General features: G+C 55.8%; 21 protein-coding genes. 8 read left to right on the top strand and 13 right to left on the bottom strand.

Annotated elements, in window-relative coordinates:
* The first annotated feature begins 25 nt into the window (after positions 1-25).
* The gene (locus PED39_02930) at positions 26-1,318 is read left to right on the top strand and encodes an orotidine 5'-phosphate decarboxylase (protein WII08172.1); all 1,293 of its coding nucleotides are present in this window, start codon (positions 26-28) and stop codon (positions 1,316-1,318) included.
* Here the strand turns inward: PED39_02930 and PED39_02925 are convergent.
* Together PED39_02925 and hcp are read right to left on the bottom strand one after the other, a co-directional pair.
* The gene (locus PED39_02925) at positions 1,312-2,202 is read right to left on the bottom strand and encodes a zinc metalloprotease HtpX (protein ID WII08171.1); all 891 of its coding nucleotides are present in this window, start codon (positions 2,200-2,202) and stop codon (positions 1,312-1,314) included. The genes PED39_02930 and PED39_02925 overlap by 7 nt on opposite strands.
* 148 nt (positions 2,203-2,350) lie before the next feature.
* Positions 2,351-3,898, bottom strand: coding sequence for a hydroxylamine reductase (hcp, locus tag PED39_02920; GenBank protein WII08170.1), 1,548 nt, complete (start codon positions 3,896-3,898; stop codon positions 2,351-2,353).
* Positions 3,899-3,991: 93 nt separating this feature from the next.
* Between hcp and PED39_02915 the strand changes: the two genes are divergently transcribed.
* The gene (locus PED39_02915; protein ID WII08169.1) at positions 3,992-4,348 is read left to right on the top strand and encodes a helix-turn-helix domain-containing protein; all 357 of its coding nucleotides are present in this window, start codon (positions 3,992-3,994) and stop codon (positions 4,346-4,348) included.
* 18 nt (positions 4,349-4,366) lie between these two features.
* Here the strand turns inward: PED39_02915 and PED39_02910 are convergent, their stop codons facing one another.
* The 3 genes from PED39_02910 to PED39_02900 all read right to left on the bottom strand — a co-directional run bounded on the left by PED39_02910 (position 4,367) and on the right by PED39_02900 (position 6,362).
* The gene (locus PED39_02910) at positions 4,367-4,705 is read right to left on the bottom strand and encodes a hypothetical protein (protein WII08168.1); all 339 of its coding nucleotides are present in this window, start codon (positions 4,703-4,705) and stop codon (positions 4,367-4,369) included.
* 64 nt (positions 4,706-4,769) lie between these two features.
* Positions 4,770-5,516 carry an MBL fold metallo-hydrolase gene (locus PED39_02905; GenBank protein ID WII08167.1) on the bottom strand — a complete coding sequence of 249 codons (747 nt, stop codon included), beginning with the start codon at positions 5,514-5,516 and terminating at the stop codon, positions 4,770-4,772.
* 9 nt (positions 5,517-5,525) lie between these two features.
* The gene (locus PED39_02900) at positions 5,526-6,362 is read right to left on the bottom strand and encodes a TatD family hydrolase (protein ID WII08166.1); all 837 of its coding nucleotides are present in this window, start codon (positions 6,360-6,362) and stop codon (positions 5,526-5,528) included.
* A 103-nt stretch (positions 6,363-6,465) separates the two neighbouring features.
* On the opposite strand from PED39_02900, the gene priS reads away from it, so the two are divergent.
* The 4 genes from priS (at position 6,466) to ftsY (ending at position 9,584) form a co-directional block, all read left to right on the top strand.
* On the top strand, positions 6,466-7,695 hold the full coding sequence (priS, locus tag PED39_02895; GenBank protein WII08165.1) for a DNA primase catalytic subunit PriS: 1,230 nt from the start codon (positions 6,466-6,468) through the stop codon (positions 7,693-7,695).
* Between the two features lie 131 nt (positions 7,696-7,826).
* Positions 7,827-8,054 carry a 50S ribosomal protein L18Ae gene (gene rpl18a / locus PED39_02890; protein WII08164.1) on the top strand — a complete coding sequence of 76 codons (228 nt, stop codon included), beginning with the start codon at positions 7,827-7,829 and terminating at the stop codon, positions 8,052-8,054.
* A gap of 2 nt (positions 8,055-8,056) precedes the next feature.
* Positions 8,057-8,485, top strand: a complete 429-nt coding sequence (pfdA, locus tag PED39_02885) for a prefoldin subunit alpha (GenBank protein WII08163.1) — start codon at positions 8,057-8,059, stop codon at positions 8,483-8,485.
* A 10-nt stretch (positions 8,486-8,495) separates the two neighbouring features.
* Positions 8,496-9,584, top strand: a complete 1,089-nt coding sequence (gene ftsY / locus PED39_02880; GenBank protein ID WII08162.1) for a signal recognition particle-docking protein FtsY — start codon at positions 8,496-8,498, stop codon at positions 9,582-9,584.
* On the opposite strand, the gene PED39_02875 is transcribed toward ftsY, so the two are convergent.
* The 3 genes from PED39_02875 to PED39_02865 form a co-directional block, all read right to left on the bottom strand.
* Complete coding sequence (locus PED39_02875) at positions 9,585-10,811, bottom strand: M20 family metallo-hydrolase (GenBank protein WII08161.1); 1,227 nt, start codon at positions 10,809-10,811, stop codon at positions 9,585-9,587.
* A 78-nt stretch (positions 10,812-10,889) separates the two neighbouring features.
* On the bottom strand, positions 10,890-12,239 hold the full coding sequence (locus PED39_02870) for an NADP-dependent malic enzyme (GenBank protein ID WII08160.1): 1,350 nt from the start codon (positions 12,237-12,239) through the stop codon (positions 10,890-10,892).
* 134 nt (positions 12,240-12,373) lie between these two features.
* Positions 12,374-12,907, bottom strand: a complete 534-nt coding sequence (locus PED39_02865) for a hypothetical protein (protein WII08159.1) — start codon at positions 12,905-12,907, stop codon at positions 12,374-12,376.
* 155 nt (positions 12,908-13,062) lie between these two features.
* Between PED39_02865 and PED39_02860 the strand changes: the two genes are divergently transcribed.
* Positions 13,063-14,676, top strand: coding sequence for a radical SAM protein (locus PED39_02860; GenBank protein ID WII08158.1), 1,614 nt, complete (start codon positions 13,063-13,065; stop codon positions 14,674-14,676).
* Between the two features lie 91 nt (positions 14,677-14,767).
* Complete coding sequence (locus PED39_02855; protein ID WII08157.1) at positions 14,768-15,829, top strand: DNA primase large subunit PriL; 1,062 nt, start codon at positions 14,768-14,770, stop codon at positions 15,827-15,829.
* Here PED39_02855 and PED39_02850 read toward each other — a convergent pair.
* The 5 genes from PED39_02850 to PED39_02830 are packed head-to-tail and all read right to left on the bottom strand — an operon-like array spanning position 15,823 to position 19,932.
* Complete coding sequence (locus PED39_02850) at positions 15,823-16,497, bottom strand: CDP-alcohol phosphatidyltransferase family protein (protein ID WII08156.1); 675 nt, start codon at positions 16,495-16,497, stop codon at positions 15,823-15,825. The two genes, PED39_02855 and PED39_02850, sit on opposite strands and share 7 nt — an antisense overlap.
* Entirely contained in the window at positions 16,488-17,021 is a 534-nt protein-coding gene (locus PED39_02845; GenBank protein ID WII08155.1) for an adenylate kinase family protein, read from the bottom strand. Before PED39_02845 ends, PED39_02850 begins: the two co-directional genes overlap by 10 nt.
* Positions 17,018-17,938 (bottom strand): PfkB family carbohydrate kinase, encoded by a 921-nt coding sequence (locus PED39_02840; GenBank protein ID WII08154.1) that lies wholly within the window; start codon positions 17,936-17,938, stop codon positions 17,018-17,020. The genes PED39_02845 and PED39_02840 overlap by 4 nt, the downstream gene beginning before the upstream one ends.
* Positions 17,935-19,173 (bottom strand): adenosylhomocysteinase, encoded by a 1,239-nt coding sequence (locus PED39_02835; protein ID WII08153.1) that lies wholly within the window; start codon positions 19,171-19,173, stop codon positions 17,935-17,937. Before PED39_02835 ends, PED39_02840 begins: the two co-directional genes overlap by 4 nt.
* Positions 19,174-19,932, bottom strand: coding sequence for a 4-phosphopantoate--beta-alanine ligase (locus PED39_02830; GenBank protein ID WII08152.1), 759 nt, complete (start codon positions 19,930-19,932; stop codon positions 19,174-19,176).
* Between the last annotated feature and the right edge of the window lie 111 nt (positions 19,933-20,043).

The following is a 20,043-nucleotide window of genomic DNA, read 5'->3' as shown; positions in this document are numbered from 1 at the left end:
TACGCACAGGGATTAACGCAGGAACATGCCCGTATTGCAGATCGCACTGGACCTTATGCAGCTGAACAGAGCCGTAGTCATAGCCCACGAGGCCGTGGACGGCGGAGCGGATTGGGTCGAGGTGGGAACCCCGCTGATCAAGAGTGAGGGTGCAGAGGCCGTGCGCACTCTCCGCAGGGAGTTCCCCGGCAAGAAAATCATCGCCGACACAAAGACCATGGACGTCGGAGGGGTCGAGGTCGAGATCATGGCCAAAGCGGGCGCGAACATAATCACTGTCCTGGGGCTCTCTGAGGACTCCACCATCGAGGAGGCGGTCATGGCCGGAAGGAAGTACGGCGCAGAGGTCATGGTCGACATGATCAACGTCCCCGACAAAGTTGCCCGCTCCAAGGAAGTGGAGAAGCTCGGCGTGGCATACGTCTGTCTGCATATGGGCATCGACACCCAGATGAAGGGTGAGGAACCTCCCATCGACACGCTCAAGAAGGTAGTCGAAACGATCTCCATACCTGTCGCTGTGGCGGGAGGCATCACGGCGGAGAATGCCGGACTCTATGCCGAGGCCGGAGCGACGGACATCATCGTCGGCGGTGCGATCATCAAGACCGGTAACATCAAGGAAGCCGCCGAGAACGTCAAGAAGGCGATCAACGGAGCGAAGATCGATGCCGGGATCTCCAAGAAGTACACCGAGGACGAACTCTTCGAGGCCTTCTCCAAGGTTTCCACATGCAACATCTCGGATGCATTCCACAAACAGGGCGTCATGATCGGAATCGTTCCGCAGTCCCTTCAGCACAAGCAGAGGATGGTCGGACGCGCACTCACCGTCCAGACAGCGAACGGAGACTGGGCCAAACCTGTCGAGGCCATCGATCACGTCAAGAAAGGGGACGTCATCGTGGTGGACGTGGGCGGAGCCCCCGTCGCCGTATGGGGAGAACTGGCCACATGTTCGGCGATGGTCATGGGCGCCGCCGGGATCGTCATCGACGGGGCCATCAGGGACATAGATGACATAAGGGACCTGAAGTTCCCCGCATTCTCTAGAACCGTTGCTCCGTGCGCCGGAGAGCCCAAGGGTTACGGGGGAATCGGTATCGAGGTCACGGTCGGAGGTCAGAGGGTCAGGACCGGCGATTGGATAATCGGAGACGAATCCGGTCTGATAGTCGTCCCCAAGGAGGTGGCCGTCGAGGTAGCGAACCGCTCGCTGGACGTCCACGAGAGGGAGAACCGTACGAGAGAGGAGATCAACCGCGGATCCACTCTCTCGAAGGTCAACGAATTATCGAAATGGGAACCCGTTCAGTAAAAGTGGCGTACCCCATTGAGCTTCTCATCAAGCTTCATGAGCCTCTCTACGCGCTCCTCGGTCGAGGGGTGGGTCCTGAACAGTGTTGCCAATCCGATTCCTTTCTTCTTACCGTAGGGGTTGGTGATCCACATGTTGGCTCCCGAGGGATTGTCGTACTTGTTGGTCCTTGAGGAACATCCGGTCTCCAATGCCTGAAGCGCCCTGGCCAATGCCATGGGCTTGCCTGTCAGTTTCGCGCCGGATTCGTCGGCGAGGAACTCGCGGTTCCTGGAGATACCGAGCTGCACTAGCATGGCCGCGAAGGGCAATGTGAGATCGGCGACAATAGCGATGACCAATCCGTAAGGGTTCCTGTTGTCGGACAACACGGCGGACCACACCGCCATCCTAGATATGAATGACACTATCGATGCGAGCGCCGAGGCTGTAGACATAACAAGGATATCCCTGTTCTTGACGTGCGAGAGCTCATGTGCCAGCACACCTTCGAGTTCCTCATCGCTGAGCAGACTGAGGATCGGTCTCGTAGCCACTACAGCCGCATTCTTCGGATTGCGTCCTGTAGCGAATGCATTGGGCATGTTGACCTCAGATATCCCTACCTCAGGCATCGGTAGGTTGGCCTTCATGGCGAGCCTCTCGACGATACCATATAGCCTGGGCTCCTCCTCGCGCGTCACTATGCGGACCTTGTTGGCCGACAGCGCCATGCTCTTCGAGAAGAAGTAGGAGGCGAAGCTCACCAATATGGAGATCCCCAACATGATGTAAAGTCCGGTCCACATCCTGTCGAATGCATAGCCGATGACGGAACCCAGTGCTACCAGTATCCCTGTCATCGCAACGAACATACCTGCCGTTCTCAGATGCCAAAGGCTCAATTTATCACAGAAGGCCACTTACTGTTCTAATATATAGAACTGCAGAATGAAAATTTGAAGAACTTGCGAAGCCTGATGTCCGAAGACAGAATGACCCGCAGTCCGAAGACTGCGGTAAAACGTTTCTTTGCTAGGAGGTTGATACATCTCAATCGATGTTCAAAATGACCCTGTCAGCAGCAGGCTCGCTGTTCGCCTTGATGCCGAAAGTCTCGACCAGAACGTTTGTAACGCCTGGGGTCAGGAATACGGGAAGCCTTGGACCGAGCATGATGTTCTTGACACCGAGATTCAACAGTACTAGGAGCACAAGGACGGCCTTCTGCTCGTACCAAGAGATGTTGAACGACAGAGGCAACCCGTTGACATCGGTGCCGAAAGCATCAGCAAGGGCATTGGCGATGACTACAAGGGAGTAGCAATCGTTGCATTGTCCGGCATCTATGACTCTTGGGATGCCCCCGATGTCACCGAGGTCCAGCTTGTTGTATCTGTATTTAGCGCATCCTGCGGTGAGGATGACGGTGTCCCCGGGAAGTTCCTGGGCGAATCTGGTGTAATAATCCCTTGCCTTCTCCCTTCCGTCACATCCGGCCATGACCACAAACCTCTTGATGGCTCCAGCCTTGACCGCATCGATGATCTTCCCGGCCAAGGCAAGGGTCTGCCCATGGGCGAATCCGATGGTGAGGATTTTATCATCGATCTCGGTGGGCGCGGGGCATTCCTTGGCCATGCTGATAACCTCCGAGAAGTCCTTCTTACCGTCTTTCTCGGGAATGTGCTTCACCCCTTCGACACCGGCGGTTCCTGTGGTGAACAGCCTCTGCCTGTATCCGTCCTTAGGGATCAGGACACAATTGGTCGTAGCTATTATCGGACCGTTGAACTTCTCGAACTCGTCCTTCTGTAGATACCATGCGTTGCCGTAGTTGCCGACCAGATTGTCGTACTTTTTGAACGCGGGATAGGCATGTGCGGGGAGCATCTCTCCGTGGGTGTAGACATCGATGCCCGTGCCCTTGGTCTGCTCCAGAAGCTGTTCGAGGTCCTTGAGGTCATGTCCGGTGATCAGGATACCTGGATTCTTTCCTGCTCCGGTCCTTAGCTGTGTGATCTCTGGGCTGCCATAACACTTCACATTGTATTCATCCAGAAGAGCCATGGCCTTGGCACCGACCTCTCCGCACTCCATATTCAACGCTATGAGCTCCTCGGCTGACTTGTCCTTCTTGATTGCGGCCAGTGCTTTCCTCGTGAAGGCGGTGATCGATACATCGCTGGCTCCCAGAACATAAGCGTGATGATAGTAGGCTGCCAATCCTTTGAGTCCGAACAGGAGGAGCAGCTTCAAAGATTTCAGATCCTCGTTGGAATCATAGGTATCGACGGAATAATCTTCCCCGAAGAGCGAGTACTGCTTACCCGCCCTCCTCATGAACGAATCGCTGACGGATATTGCATCATCTATCCTCTGCATATCGAAATTGGTATTGGACAGGGTCATGAACAAAGAATCGACAATGTGCTCGTCGATTTCCTTGATGAATCCCTCGTTTGTGCAGTCCGTGGTTGCCGCTGAGATCTCTATCAAGGAAGCGATCAGCTTGTCCATCTTGTCTGCCAATTCTCCGCTCTTTCCGCAAACTCCGTTCCTTATGCATCCCGTAACGGCGATGCTTTCCTCACACTGCATGCATTTCATCTTCTCAAACCTCAATATCTTTTTGATATTAGATTTCAAATAGATACTAGTCTATATATACCACCAAGTTTCTAAGCGGAAAGCATGCACGAGAGTTGCACCGTGTACAACACCCTGGATTATCTTTCAAAGAAATGGGCAATGGTCATCATGTTCGAAATGAGAAGATCTGGCGATTGGATCAGATTCTCCGAGCTCCACATGAGGATGGCTAGCATAACTCCCAAGGTACTGACAGAGAGACTGAAGGAATTGGAACAGGAAGATCTGATAGAGCACAGGGTTGACTCGTCGGAAGTCCCTATCAAGAGCGAATACCGCCTGACCCAAGCCGGGTTTGAACTTACTGATATCATATTGGATGTCAAGATGTGGGCCCTTAAGTGGAAAATCGACAATAAACCATGCGAAAAGCTGAACTGCTGCAAATGCAGACTTTGATATCTCCTATGACAGGACTTACCATTCGTCTCTGCCCATGTCTATGGTGATGGGCCCACTCTTGGGAAATATCCTTCTGGACAGCATACCGCATTCCATCCACGCAGCCTGATAGACCATGATCGGTGCGACGCATATCATTGACATGTTTCCGCGGACCTCTTCCTTGTTGATGGTGCTAGTCTCGAAATTCAGGATGTCGTCCATGGTCACCGCGGTCATTTTCTCGGCGAACCCCTGGATTGCATCGCAATCCGATTCCACCTTGATCCCTATGGTGCCGTCCTCTCTCTGGTCAGCGGTCACTCTGATGTACTTGTCGCAGATACTCATCTTGGTCTCGATGGTTGATGACATGCACATACTATCTTTTTGATAGTATAAAGCGTGGCGCTATCCGTTTGGATACTATACGAAAGATTCAGTTCAGCTCGTACGAGTTACCCACGTAGAAATCCTTGACCCCTGTCAGGCCCAGATGGACGCGGAGGTTCACTATTCCGTCCTTGCCGACGCAATGGTTGATGTAAAGGTCGGGAATAGGAGAAAGCATGTCCGCGTAGGTCTTCGCGACCGGTTTCTTCTTTTTCTCGAGGAAGACGGGACCGATGAACGCCACTATCTTCTTGCCGGTGTGCTGCTCGACCTCTGAGATGACCTTGTCCGGGAAGCATGAGCAACGTCCGCTGAGGATCGCCGCCTTGTTGCCGTCGGTAACGACCATGAACGTCTCTCCGTAGCCTTTGTCATCGTAGAAGTAAGGTGTGATGAGGACTCCCGGCACCAGCTCCTCCCACGAACCTATGTCGTGATAGACTGGCTTGGATGCGTTGGAATCGTCCAGACCGACACCCCTGGAGATGAATGACCTCTTTCCGTACAGACCGTTGGGGCAGTACACATCGATGGGCTTCTCCCTCCTCTTGAGCAGACCGTTCAGTGCCGCTGAATCGCAGGGGTTGCTCTGTGAAACGACCACCATGTCAATGGATTCGGGATCGATGTCCAGATAGTCCATGTTGTGCGACAGGTATCTGTCGCGCAGCCCGGTGTTGAACAGGATCTTCTTCCCATCCTTCTCTACGAGCATGGACGTGCCTTTGGCACCGATCAGACTGGTTCCCGGAAGGGAGCCTTCGTCGTAAACGCATGTGATCTTCGCGGTCATTTCTGCACCTCAGCGATGGTATAGCGAGTCAGGTATATCCTTGCAGATTCTATAAATCGATTCCATGGGGACCTGCCCGTTGGCGACCCATGAGGCCACCTTCTTGGGCACTGTAGTGACCGCCATGATGGCGGTGGGCTTCTCCGGGTCGTCTATGTAATCCGTCTCGATCATGAACCTGTCGGTGCCCTTGGACAGGGCCTTCTTGAGGTTGGATTTGGATGCGGGTATGGACGGCATCACCCCATGCGTCTCTTCTGGGGTTACCCAAGGCGGAGAGGAGTGCTTGATCACCAATCCCCTGTCCAGACCGGCCTTGTCGGCCAGCTCCGCGAGGGATCTGTCCGTATCGTCCTCGTTCTCGCAGTGGATTATCACGGGGACGTCCAGCTCCTTGGCTAGCTCGAATCCCCTCAGAAGGACCCTGTTGGATGCATCCCAGATCTCGCTGTCCACCGGGAAATGCGGCCTTCCGACCTCACCTATGGCCTTGGCACGGCCTTCGGCTATGTCCTTGGCCGCCAGCTCCATGCCCTCGATCATCATCTCCTCCGCCTTCTCGAGGCCGAACTGCTCCGCCAGGGATATCAGGAGGATCGGGTAGGGACCGACAGCGATGTTGATCTCCAGGTCGGTCTCCGCTTTCGCTCTGTCCGCAAGCCTGTAGGTGACCTCGTACGACTCTGCGAAATCCTTTCCGCTGGTGATCGGAACCTCCTTGTGGGGCAGCGTGACCAGCGTCAGACCGGTCCCTCCTGCGGCCTCGAACTCCTTCAGGGCATCCACGTTCCTGCCCGAGGGGCTCATGTGGAGGTGGTTGTCGTATACGGGCACCTTCTCGCTCATATGGCATCTGATTGGGTACGCATCGATTAATTACTTTTGATGAGGGAACGCAGCTATACCGCACAGCACAACCTTAATGTTCGAAGTACACAATCGCTTCCCCATGGATTCGAACCAACGCTTCCTGTTCAAAGCGTTCAGGAAGTACTACAAGGTGAACACGCCGATGCTACCGGACAGGTTCACCCGCAGGGAGTTCGGATTCATGTTCTTCGACAAGAACTTCGTCCAGAGGCACATGGGGTTCACCAACCAATCCGAGCTGCACAAGTTCATGCTCGGCCAGGTGCCCTCGCACAGCTACTACTCCACATCTTACTACCGCAAGCCCGACGCGCCAACAATGGACGAGAAGGGCTGGATGGGGGCGGAGCTGATCTTCGACCTGGATGCCGACCACCTGGAAGGCGCAGGCAACATGACCTATGCGGAGATGCTGATCGAGATCCGCAAGCAGATGATACACCTGGTAGACACCTTCCTGATGGATCATCTTGGATTCCAGGAGGAGGACATCCTCATCACGTTCTCTGGAGGAAGGGGTTACCACGCCCACGTCAGGACCCCGGAGATCATGGGGCTGGGCTCTCCTGAGAGAAGGGAGCTGGTGGATTTCATCACAGGCTCCGGACTGAACATCGATTGGGTGTTCCCATACAACAGGGTGGCCACCTCCCAGGTAGCCACCGGCAGCGGTGTCCGTACGAATGTCGCGAAGGACCGCCTCATACCCCCGGCAGATGCCGGCGGCTGGAAGCTGATGATGAGGAATTCCCTCATGGATGTGGTCAACGACCTGTGCGACGGGGATGTGAAGGAGTTCAAGAAGGAGTACCCCAGCATCAAAGGCAGTCAGAGCACCACGCTGTTCAAGGCCCAGGAAGAGCTGAGGAAGACCAGAGGCCTCCTCTTCGAAAAGAACACCATGGCGATGCTGTCGCAATCCACGCAGAACATACTGGTCAAGGTCATGAAGGAGGATATGGCACCCCGTCTCTCGGGAGAGGTGGACGAACCTGTCACCGCCGACATCAAGAGGCTGATCCGTCTGCCCGGATCCGTCCACGGCAAGAGCGGTCTGAGGGTCACCCCGATCACCAGAGCGGAGCTCACAGACTTCGATCCTCTGCAGATGGCGGTGCCCGACGAGTACTCCGACGATGAGGTCAAGATCACCATGAGGAAGGACGCTAAGCTCGACATGAAGGGGCAGCACTTCGACCTCAGCGGAGAGACCACCGTGCCCGAATACGCTGCGATATTCCTCGTCGGCAGGAAGATGGCCGATTTCGGCTACAAATCCGAGGAAGTGGAGAAAGAGAAGTTGTTCTGATCCCTATCTGGCACATACGGATTTTATCTTTGAACTATGCCCATGGGCATGATGTTTCCCTTATTAAACGCCTGTAAATAAACGCGTTAGCTTTATTAATAGGGTCTTTATCACGAGGAACAGGTAATAAAATGAAAGCATTCCTCGTATCAGGAACTTACGCTGACGTCAGGCAGGTCAGGCAGCCTTTCGCTGTCGAGATGGCCGCTGACGATGAAGCGGCTGTCAAGGAGAAGGCACTCTCGACAATCGGAAGCAAGCACAAGCTCAAGAGATGGCAGATCGACATCACCGATGTCAAAGAGCTGTCCGCCGACGAAGTCACCAACCACGTCGTGAAATACCAGATCGGTGAGTGAACGTGAACGACGACGAACTCCGTCAGATGATGGCTCTGATGGAAAACTACAGGACCAGGACCGAGGCGCTCAGCCGTCAGGTCCAGGTGCTCCGTTCGACCCTCGACGAGGTCAACCTCGCCAACGAATCCATCAAAGCATTGATGGCCGCGAAAGAGGGCGACGAGATCATGATCCCTATCGGAGCTTCGTCGTTCATGACAGTCAAGGTCTCGTCCAAGAAGGACATCGTTACGGGAATCGGATCGGGAATCTCCGTGGAGAAATCCCCCGAGGACGCATCGAAGTACATGGACGCCAACGCCGCTGAGCTCACAGAGGCGCTGAAGAAGACAGTTGACGCACTCCAGGAGGTCCAGCAGGCCCTCTCCACGGTCTCCGAGGCCGTGCAGATCGAGTACGCGAACAGACAGGAAACCTCAACTCAGTGAGTGGTAAGGGATGTTCGAATCTCTCAAATCCAAGATGAAGAGCCTCTTCAGCAAGGCCAAGGATGACCTTGACGAGAAGGAGATCTTCAAGGACGAGACCGAACAGACCACCACTCCCGAAACCCCCATTCAGGATTCTCAGCCCGAACCGGAACAACCCAAGCTCTCCAGGAAGGAGATGCTGAAGCTCCAGAAGCAGGAGAGGGCATCCGGCAAGGACACGCACAAGTCCGCCTCCGTGGTATCGGAGAGCGGCGGAAAGAAGATCAAGGACTCCGCACTGGACGAGATCCTCGACGAACTGTACTTCACCCTTCTGGAGGCCGACGTGGCCCTGCCCGTGGCCGACAAGATCAAGGAGGGCGTGAGGGCCAACCTCACCGGCAAGAAGTACGACCGCTCCTACTCTCTGGAGGAGGTAGTGGAGATGTCCGTCAAGGATGCCGTCAGGGACGTCCTGGAGCTCAATGAGTTCAACTTCGACCAGTGGGTCGAGGAGCAGCAGAGGCCGACGGTCATCATGTTCGTCGGTATCAACGGAACCGGCAAGACCACGGCCATCGCCAAGATCGCCAACCGTCTCCAGAAGAGCGGCAAGTCCGTCGTCATGGCGGCATGCGACACCTTCAGGGCCGGTGCCATAGAGCAACTCAGCATCCATGCCGACAAGCTCGGATGCAAGATCGTCAAGCAGACGCAGGACGCGGACCCCGCTGCAGTGGCTTACGACGCAGTGGAGCATGCGAAGGCTAAGAGGAGGGACATCGTCCTCGTCGACACCGCCGGACGCATGCAGACCAACAGCAACCTCATCGAGGAGATGAAGAAGATCGTAAGGGTCGCCAAACCTGACCTGAAGGTCTTCGTCGGCGACTCCCTTGCCGGTAACAACGCAATCGAGCAGGCCAAGGTCTTCGACGACGCTGTAGGGATCGATGCTGTGATCCTCACCAAGATCGATACCGACGCCAAGGGCGGCGCGGCGCTTTCCATAGCCCACACGATCGGCAAACCCATCGCATTCGTCTGCAACGGTCAGGAATACGACGACATCGTCATGTTCAACACCGAGTGGATGATCGACAGGATGTTCGAGTGATCACTGCAGGCAGAGCTTGTAGAACAGTGTGGCGAACACCTTCGTATCGTTGACAAGATTATCGATCAGCAGGTACTCGTTAGGAGCATGCAGTGTTCCAACGCCGGTCTGCCACGCATATGCGTCGAGACCCTTCTCCCTGAAGAAATTCGAGCAGGTTCCACCAGCGATGCCCACCGGTTCGGGGGCCTTGCCCATGACGGATTCTATGGATTCCGACAGAGCTCTGTAGCCGATTGAATCTATCGGCGATGGCTTCCCTGCGACAGCCTTCTGGACCACCTCCACGGTGATCCTTGCCCCTGTGGATTCGGAATACAGGTCGGCCTTCTCCCGGGCCATCTTCAGAACCGATTCGGGATCGTATTCCGGATTGAGACGGATGTCCATGCAGAACTCGTCGTAGCCCGGAATCGTGTTGATGTTGTCCACGGTGGAGATCCTCTTCGTGGGCTCGAACGTGGACCCGTTGGGAAGGTACATGCTGTTCACATCGCCGAATCTGTTATCGAACGATTCTATCAGATCCATGAGGAGGAGAGTCGATACCTTGTACGCATTGACCCCCAGATGGGGCGTGGAGGCATGTGTTGTCTTCCCTTCGATGCAGAACTTCAGCCAGAGGATGTGCTTCTCCGCCACGTCGACCCTGCTGCCGTCCTTGGTGCAGTAATCGGGGACTATGATCACATCATCCTTCGTGAATACCCCCTGTTCGAGAAGATACTGGATACCGCATACGCTGCTGGTCTCCTCATCGGCCACCCATGCCATGCCGATCGACATCCCCTCGAGCTCCTCCTCCAGGAACGGCCTGGAGGCGAACATGGACGATATGACGGATTGCCCGTCATCCTCCGTTCCCCTGCCGTATATCCTGCCATCCTTCACGATCGGGTCGAACGGAGGATTCTCCCAAAGCTCAGGATCGCCTGTGGGAACGACATCCATATGGGCCACCATCCAGACGGTGCCCTTCTTCTTCCCCTTCTTGACAGCTACTATGTTGGACCTCTTCACAAAGGGATCCGTCTTGTCAGGGACGTCGTAGCGCCTGACCTCGTCGAACCCTCCGGTCTTGGTCATGAGGTAGTCGGCCTTCATTCCCTCCCCGTCCCCTCCGTTCACCGGAGCGAGAGCCGGTATCCTGATCATCTCGATTGTGGTCTCGATCATCTCGTCCTTCAACGAGTCTATCTCCGAGAGGATGTCGGCAAGGGTCTTCATGACCTCATGTATGAAGATTATCGGTTTTACCGATTATGCAAAAAGAAGGGGCCTTGAGGCCCCTGAATAAATTGGATTTCACTCGACGTACTCTTTGATGAAGCCGTCCTTCATCATCTGGGCGGTGAGGTTCCTGGATCTCTTGATCATGAACTCTGCCCTGTCGTGCATCTCCTGCTTGGAGAGCTTGAGCCTGGCGACGCCCTGCTCCTGAGCCTTGGCTCCGACCGCGACGGCCTCGTCGATGAACACCTCGGTCTCCGACATGGTCGGGACGATGTACTCGGGAGTGATTCCCTTCTTCTCGGCGGATGCCGCGAGGGACCTTGCGGCCGCGATGCACATCTCGTCGGTGATGGTCTTAGCTCTGACATCGAGAACACCGCGGAAGATAGCGGGGAATCCCATGGAGTTGTTGACCTGGTTGGGGAAGTCGGACCTTCCGGTGGCGAAGATCTTGCATCCGTGCTCCTTCGCCTCCCAGGGCCAGATCTCGGGGATCGGGTTGGCTGTGGCGAAGATGACAGGGTCGTCCGCCATGAGGTCGACGTACTCTGCGGGGATGGTTCCGGGTCCGGGCTTGGATGCCGCGATTACGATGTCGGCTCCCTCGAAGGCCTCCTTCATTCCGCCGGTCTTACCGGCTCCGTTGGTCTTCTTACAGATCTCCCACTTCTGCTTGAAATCCTTCTCGACGTCGGATCTGGACTGGTTGAGGATTCCCTTGGAGTCGCACATGCACATGTGCTCGGGCTTGAATCCGGTTGCGAGAAGAAGCCTCGCGATTGCGATTGATGCCGCTCCCGCTCCGATGACGGTGATGTGTGCGTCCTCGAGCTTCTTTCCGACGAGCTTCATGGCGTTGATGGCTCCGGCCACCTCGACGGTAGCGGTTCCCTGCTGGTCGTCATGCCATACGGGAATCTTGCAATCCCTTCTGAGCTCATCGAGAATATCGAAGCACTTGGGGTTCGAGATGTCCTCGAGGTTGATTCCTCCGAACGAGGGTGCGATGAGCCTGACGGTCTCGATGATCTTGTCGGGGTCCTTGGTGTCCAGACAGATGGGGACGCAGTCTACTCCTCCGAGGTACTTGAACAGCATTCCCTTTCCTTCCATGACGGGCATGGCCGCCTCAGGACCGATGTCCCCGAGACCAAGAACGCGTGTTCCATCGGACACAACGGCAACGGTGTTCCATTTCCATGTGTGCTCATACACCTTCTCCGGATTGGCAGCGATGTCCTTACAGGGCTCTGCCACTCCCGGGGAGTACCAAATCGCGAAGTCGTCGAACGACCTTACGCATGCCTTCGGTACGACCTCGATCTTTCCTCCGTAGTACGGGTGCATCTTCATAGCGTCCTGTCCGGGCTTCTTCGCCTTGGCCAGACGCTCCTCTACGCTAATTTCCTGGTCATTTACCATCTTATTCACCTCGATACGTGCTGATACCCATCGCCAGCCGTAGTCGGTAATTGAGGCGATGCCCCTACCAAGTATATAATGCTAATATAGAGAAGGAAAAACCGGGGTGCTGGACCCCGGGAATCGGTTTGGGATCACTCTTCTTCGTCTTTGGGTGCTGCGATCTCTTTGTACGCGATGATGAGCGCGACAGCCGCTGCGACGATGCAGATCGCACCGACGACGGCATCGGCGTCTGTTACGATGTCGATCCACTCGTTCTTGTAGATGCACTCGACGAACAGGAACAGCAGCATGAAGATGCAGAACACGGGTGTGTTGGAATCTCCGCCTTTGTAGGAAGCGGCCATCATTATGACCATCACGACAAGGAAGGCGGGGATGGCGACCAGGTTGACGTAGGAACTTTCGCTGATGATGATCATCGATAAGGCTGAAAGGGCCACGATGACACCCTGCGCGGCTCCTCCTTTGAACACCATCAGGATGCCTCCGAGGATCGCCAGATATGAAGCGAACGTGATCATGATCATATCCGTTTCGAAATAGTCCAAGTATTCCACGTCGAACTGTACTGATACCAGCAGGAAACCGAAAACAAGGAGCGCGAAGGCCAACGTCGCCCATCCGAACGCCTTGACTCCGGATTCGTTTAATTCGAATGTCATGACCCCGAAATCGCTTAGGAGAGTATTTCTATCTGCCGTTGGTCACACTCTTCACAACCTTCCGCAGCAAGGGTGGCGTGCGCAGGTACTGAGCCCGAAGGACATCGGTCAGCGCTTCCATTCAACAGATATACGAGTAGGACGTACTCACTGCGATGACCAAGGAGATAGTGATCGTCCTCATCGACGGTTACATCGACGACCCGGCCGCACTGGGGGTGCCGCCTTACATATCGCCAATGATACGCTCGATACCAGGCGCCGCCTTGGATGCCGGTGCCGACAGGGTCGAGTACATCTCCATAGACATGATCCGCAGGCACAGGAAGATCCCCGATGCCGCGGTCACGGTCGTTCTTTCCGGGAACACAGTCCCCGGTAAGTACCTCAGGACCATGCCGATGTCCCTGAAGGAGCTGAAGGAGATCGCTCCGAAGCTGAAGGGATGGAAGATGATCAGCGGTTCCGCCGCCGACTCTGAGGAGGCTGGACTCTTCGACTTCGTCATCAGGAAGGATCCCGCGGCATCGCTTTATGACGGCATCTGCGGCAAGGAGGTCGGAGAGCGTTTCAGGACGCTCGAGGAATGGAACAGATGGATGCTCCTGGGTGCCGACATCGTCACCCAGCATCAGGACTTCCCAGATCCCCTTGTGGCCGAGATAGAATCGTACAGGGGATGCCACCGCTACAAGTCGGGAGGATGCTCATACTGCATCGAGCCTCTGAAGGGCAGACCGCTGATGAGGGCCCCGAAGGATATCCTGGCTGAAGCTTCCAGGCTCAGGGAGCTCGGTGTAAGGAACATCAGGATAGGCGGCCAGACATGCATAGTTTCCTACGGCTCCGAGGACGATTCCGAGATACCTAGGCCTAATCCCTCGGCCGTAAGGGAGCTCTTCGAAGGCCTGAACGCCATGGGATTCTCGACGATACATGTGGACAATGCGAACCCTGCCGTCATCGCCAGCTACCCGGAGGAATCTAGGGAAGTTCTCAAGATACTCGCTGACAACTGCACAGACGGTAACGTCCTCGCCCTTGGAATGGAATCGGCGGATCCGTTCGTGGTCACCGAGAACAACCTCAACAGCACATCCGAGCAGGTCATGGATGCCGTCAGGCTCATCAACGAGATCGGCTCCGAGAGGGGCCCGAGAGGTATGCCCAAGCTGCTCCCCGGGATCAACATCGTATGCGGTCTGGACGGAGAGACACCGGCCACATACGACATGGACATGGAGATCCTGAGGAAGATGCGCGACGAAGGGCTGATGGTCCGCCGCATCAACATACGTCAGGTCCTACCGGTCAGAAGACCTTTCAACGTCAAGGTCGACCAGCGCAGATTCAAGAAGTTCAAGGAGGAGGTTCGCGAGGAGATCGACCGTGCGATGCTGGAGAGCATCGTGCCCTACGGGACCGTCCTCAAGGACGTCTATCTGGAGCTGAACGACGGGAACACGACGTTCGGCAGACAGATCGGATCCTATCCGCTCCTGATAGGGATACCGTACAAACTCGACACGGAGCAGTTCACCGACGTGTTCATCACCGAATGGGGGTTCCGTTCGATCACAGGGATAACCTATCCCTTCGACATCAACCACATGCCGATGTCGTCATTGGAGGCTCTGCCGGGTATCGGAAAGAAGAGAGCCAGCAAGTTAGTTTTAGAGAGGCCTTTCGCCTCCATGGAGGACCTTGAGAAGGTCATCGAGGATCCCCACGTGATGGACGGATTACGCGATCTGATCTACCTAGGATGAATCGGTCCAAGGATACCTTCCTCGATCCAAGCAGTCCCGATTGTGACCGGAGATGTCAATCATTATCTATCCCTAAGATAGTCCGTCGGGCATGGATACCAAGCGTGCGGCTAGATACCCGTTCCTCAGGGAATCGTCCGAGTTTGCGGAGAACAATTCCGCAGACCTAGAGTCCCTGATCACGTCAGAGTCGTACGCACCTGCACGCACAAGGGGCAGGGAAAGGGTCCTCCAGGCTCTGGATAGATCCGAGGTTTCCTATGTGGAGCTGATGTCGGATTACGACAGGCTCATCGAGGTCATGTCATATCCCTATGCGAGGATGATAGTCTCCCAGATCGGCGACCGTTTCCTGACCAAGAGGTACGCTCTCGCGGAAGCTGTCCGCATGAACAGCCTCCTGAACAAGGAGGACAGGGAGACCGTCCTGATGGTCTCCGAGGAGCTGGGCATCACGTCCACAGTTGACCGCGACGGGACCATCCACATGAAGTTCCCTGATTACCTTAGGCTGTCCAGCAGGCTAAACAGCATCGATTGGAAGCTCATCAACAGCGACATCCACCACGGTATCGTCTACCTCCCGCAGGACAAGTACAGCCGTCTCATGCAGAATGCCCTTCAGGACAAGATCGAATCGGAACTTCCGGTAAAGACACCGGACGAGTACAAGAGGTACTTCGAGGGCGACGTCACCGCTGTGACCATGGCCCTGGCGGACACGAAGATGAAGATGAGCCCCACCAACGGAGAGGGTATGAAGATGGACTACATGCCGCCATGCCTGGTGCACATACTGGAGATGTCGAGGAACGGTCTGAACCTTCCTCACAGCGCCAGATTCGCGATTGTCACGTTCCTGAAGGCACTGGGGCTGGGGTATGACGACATCATCAAGGTATTCGCAGAATCGCCGGATTTCGATGAATCCAAGTCCGAATATCAGATCAAGCACATCATGGGTGAGCTGAGCGGAGGAGAAGGTTACTCTCCACCGGAATGCAAGACGATGAAGACCAACGGTCTCTGCTACAACCCCGATAAGCTGTGCGAGCAGGAGTGGATGTCGCATCCGCTCAAGTACTACAGGACCAAGGCAAAGGATGGCAACAAGGGTCAGCAGACCCCTGCCGGGCCGGAGCAGTCTCACTGATCCTTCTTCTCATCCATCTTGGAGAGGTTGTTCCAAGTTATGATCGCCCTCTGGATGGCCGTGATGTTGCCGACTACAGCGAACCAGAGCATCATGATGGTCAGCCAGTTTATGGAGAACACCCAATCGCCGATCGTGAGGTCGTACCATCCCATGCCGAAGCTTCCGAACACGAACTGAAGGATAGGGAACAATGTCGAAAGAACGACCCTGTCCGCACGTCCGAGGAGACCTGCGTAGAGACGGGGTGCACCGATCGCCTGTGCCTGCGTTCCCATGTACGACGTGAGAAGGACACCCACCAATGCCAGCATCCCCAGGTAAGGGTTGCACCAATAGCCGCAGAACGCAATTCCGCCGATCATGAAAACATCGGCATACCTGTCGAATACGTGGTCGAGATAATCGCCTTTGGCGCTGCATTTTCCGGCGAGCTTCGCGATCTTGCCGTCGAGTGCATCGAAGTATCCCGATACGATGACGAGGAACGCACCGACCAGCAGGAGCCATGTCCTGTCGTCAGCTCCGCTCAGATAGAGGACGATACCGCTCAGCAATGCTATGAGCAGCCCGATCCAAGAAACGATGTTCGGATTCACCTTTATGAAAGCGCGTGCGACTGGCGCGAGCGCGAAATCAACCTTCGATCTCTGTCCGTCTAGAACCATTTGTCCATCCCCTGCGACCAATCGGTCTTTCCTGGTAAGTAGTCAGTAGTCTCCCCTTTTAGTATTTTTTCCACGGAATCCGCGGAAACCGAAGGATCCCCTCCGGAGCAGTCCACCTCGTAGACGGGGATGTCCGAGTCGGTGGCCTCGCACAATATCACGTCCAGCACCTCGGACTGGACGTTCTCCAGGACCTTCTCCTCCGAGTAGCCCCTGGCCTTCAGCCTCTTGTACAGGATCTCCGGATCGCAGCGCAGGACGATGATCCCGCTGCAGTCCATGAAGTGGGAGAGATGGCTGTCCATGAGGTGTAGCCCGTCGGAATCCCGATAGGGTTGAAGCGAATCGTTCAATGCATCCAGATCCACCTCGTGCGTGTCCCTGGAGGCGTCCAGCTCCCCGAGCAATCCGTGGGAGCGTATGTGCTCGTTCATGTCTATGACATCGTAGCCCCTGGAGCGCAGCTCCGCGGATACGGATGTCTTGCCGGTACCCGGCGTGCCCGTTATCGCGAAGAGGCTCATGAGATCTCTCTCAGATAGGGCTCCGCCCTGGCCATGACAGAATCCCAATCGGGGATGTGCGTCAGGGCCCCGGTCTCCTCTATGACGAAGGATGCTACGGCTGATGCTATGGTCAGCGCCTCGGGGATGCCGTATCCCTTGTACAGTGCGGTGTAGAATCCCGCTCTGTAGGTGTCCCCGCAGCCTGTAGGGTCCGCTATCCTGTCGGCCTTGACCGTAGGGATCCTGATCCTCTCGTCGCCGATCCTGGCCACGCTGCCTTCGGCCCCGTGCGTGCATACGACCATGCCGACATCGGCATCCAGTATGTCATCGACTCCGGCATACTTCTTCAGGGACTCCGCCTCGAAGTTGTTGCAGAACATTGAATCCGATCTCTCCAGAGCAGGGACGAAGTTGTCCCTGTTCCATATCCTGTGGGATTCCTGGGCAGGGTCCAGCGCGATCTTGGTGCATCCCTTGATCGCGTCCATGACCTTGATGTAATAGGAGGGTTGTCCTGTGCAGAAGTGCGTGTGCTTGGACTTCTTCGCATTCGATGTGAGCATGATCCCGACCTCATCAGCGAAACCCTGGGGCCCCTGGTAGAACACGACCTTCTGAACCATGTTGGGATCGTTGACGACGACCGCTCCGGATGTCTCGAACTTGTCAACATGGAGGAACTCGTCCAGTATCAATCCTGAATCGGCTATCTGCTTCTCGTACATGCCGGGAAAATCGTTGCCTACGAAAGCGCAGAGAGCGGTGGGGCATCCCAGCTTGGCCGCCGCCACGGCGATGTTCGTCCCCGTCCCGCCGAGGGTCGTCATCTTCGTGACGATGTCCTCGGTGGTGTTGTCCGCGGGGAACTTCCTGACCGTCATTATCTGGTCGACGGTCACATGGCCGTAGACGGACAGGAAGGGCTCCTTCATGTGCCTTCCTGCCATCCAGTGGTGTACTTTATCTGGTCATCCGAGAGGTGGTCGATGACCACTCCCATGGACTCCAGCTTGATGCTCGCGATCTTCTTGTCGATCATCTCGGGCACCCTGTGGACAGTGGGCTCCATGTTCTCGTAGTTCCTGCTCATGTACTCGATACCGAGAGCCTGTGTCGCAAAGGACATGTCCATGATCTCCGCGGGGTGTCCCTGACCTGCTGCCAGGTTCATCAAGCGGCCCTCTCCGATCAGATAGATGCGGCGGCCGTCCTTCATCTTGTACTCGTCGATGAACTCGCGGACGCGGGTGCATGATTCGGACAGAGCGTAGAGATGCTCCTTGTTGATCTCGTTGTCGAAATGACCTACGTTACCTACGACGCAGCCGTCCTTCATGACCTGGAAGTGCTCCAGTGCGATGATGTCCTTGCATCCTGTGACCGTGAAGATCATGTCCGCGATCTTGACGGCATCGATCATCCTCATGACCTGGAATCCGTCCATCTTGGCCTCTATGGCCTTGACGGGATCCACTTCCGTGACGATTACGCAGGCACCCATTCCCTTGGCCCTCATAGCGATTCCCTTTCCGCACCATCCGTAACCGGCGACGACAAGGGTCTTTCCGGCGACCAGCAGATTGGTCGCGTTCATCCATCCGTCGAATGCTGACTGTCCGGTTCCGTACCTGTTGTCGAAGAGGAACTTCATCTTGGCGTCGTTGACGTCCAGGACGGGGAACTGCAGGGTTCCGTCGGCTGCCATGGCCTTGAGACGGGTCACACCGGTGGTGGTCTCCTCGTTGGCGGCCTTGATGTTGGGCAGCACCTCCCTGCGGCTGGTGTGGGCCATCGTGATCAGGTCCGCACCGTCATCGATGATAAGGTCCGGGTTCATGTTCAGGACCGTATTGAGATTCGCGTAGTACTCCTCCTGCGTCTCCCATTTCTTAGCGAAGACGTCCAGTCCGTACTCGTCGCGCAGCGCGGTGGCGACGGAGTCGTCCGTGGAGAGGGGGTTGCAGCTCGCGAGGCGGATGTTCGCACCTGCGTCCGCCAGAGTGATGGCCAGCATACCTGTCTTGGCCTCTGTGTGGAGGGCCATTCCGATCTTGAATCCTGCCAGGGGCTGCTCCTTTATGAAATTCTTTCTGATCTCCTGGAGCACGGGCATGTGAGTCTCTACCCAGTGGAGCTTCAGGGATCCCTGTTTGAGAAGGTCTTCCATTCAATCATCTCCCGTTTCGAAACCTGATATCAGTGAATCACAGATGTATTTGACGGTTTCACGACGGTTCTTCAGGCTACTGTATTGGTTAATTACTTTAAGTATTGCATCGTCGTCGCCCCTGAGCTCCCCGATGAAACGGATGATGTTCTCCAATGCACGGGTCATCTCGTCCGAGATGGGAACCGTCGCTTTGCATGACGTGCGGGACAGCGGGTTTAGGTCTATGGATATCACGATCTTGCCCATGGACACCAGCGCCTCGGCGCGGTCGCCGTCCTCTATGGGAACGACTATCACATCGCTGTCGAAGATGCCTTCCTTCGTGCACAGGGCACGGTCGTGGTTCAGGCCCTGGATCCTGCAGTCGGGGTCCCTTCCGAGGACCTTGCCGGCGCCCTTGGACTCGAGGTACGATATCAATCCCTCCATCCTCTCAGGGGTCCTGTGGAAGAGGTTGACCTCCATCTTGGCCGGTACGGCCTTGGCGAGCGCGATGAGGTTGTCCGGGTCCAGCGCAGCGGCGTTGCCGTTGACGCATACTACGGGGTTCTTCGCCCTGAGAAGGTACGCGGCGGCCACCTTCTCCGCCTCCAATGCGGGCGGGATGCTCTTCTCCCCCATGAGGTAGTCGTATGCCTCCCCTCTTCCGTGGGAGATGAGCCCGGTGGGGGTCACAAGACCTTCCTCGACCATATGAGCCAGACGCTCCCTTGTCATCAGCGATTTGTATCTCGGGTGATCCTTTGGTATGTCCATGAATCTTCCTCTTGATCCGCATATGCGGCTTGACTGAGAACCCTTAATGTTCCTGTCTCGAATTAATGTATCGCTCTCCCGTTCGATGATGTTATGTAGCCAATCCGTTCT

It is taken from the genome of Methanomassiliicoccales archaeon LGM-RCC1 (genome assembly GCA_030168575.1).
In the GTDB taxonomy this organism is placed as follows: domain Archaea; phylum Thermoplasmatota; class Thermoplasmata; order Methanomassiliicoccales; family Methanomethylophilaceae; genus Methanoprimaticola.
The sequence above is the reverse complement of the archived record's forward strand: the minus strand, read 5'-3'. Positions and strand labels throughout refer to the sequence as shown.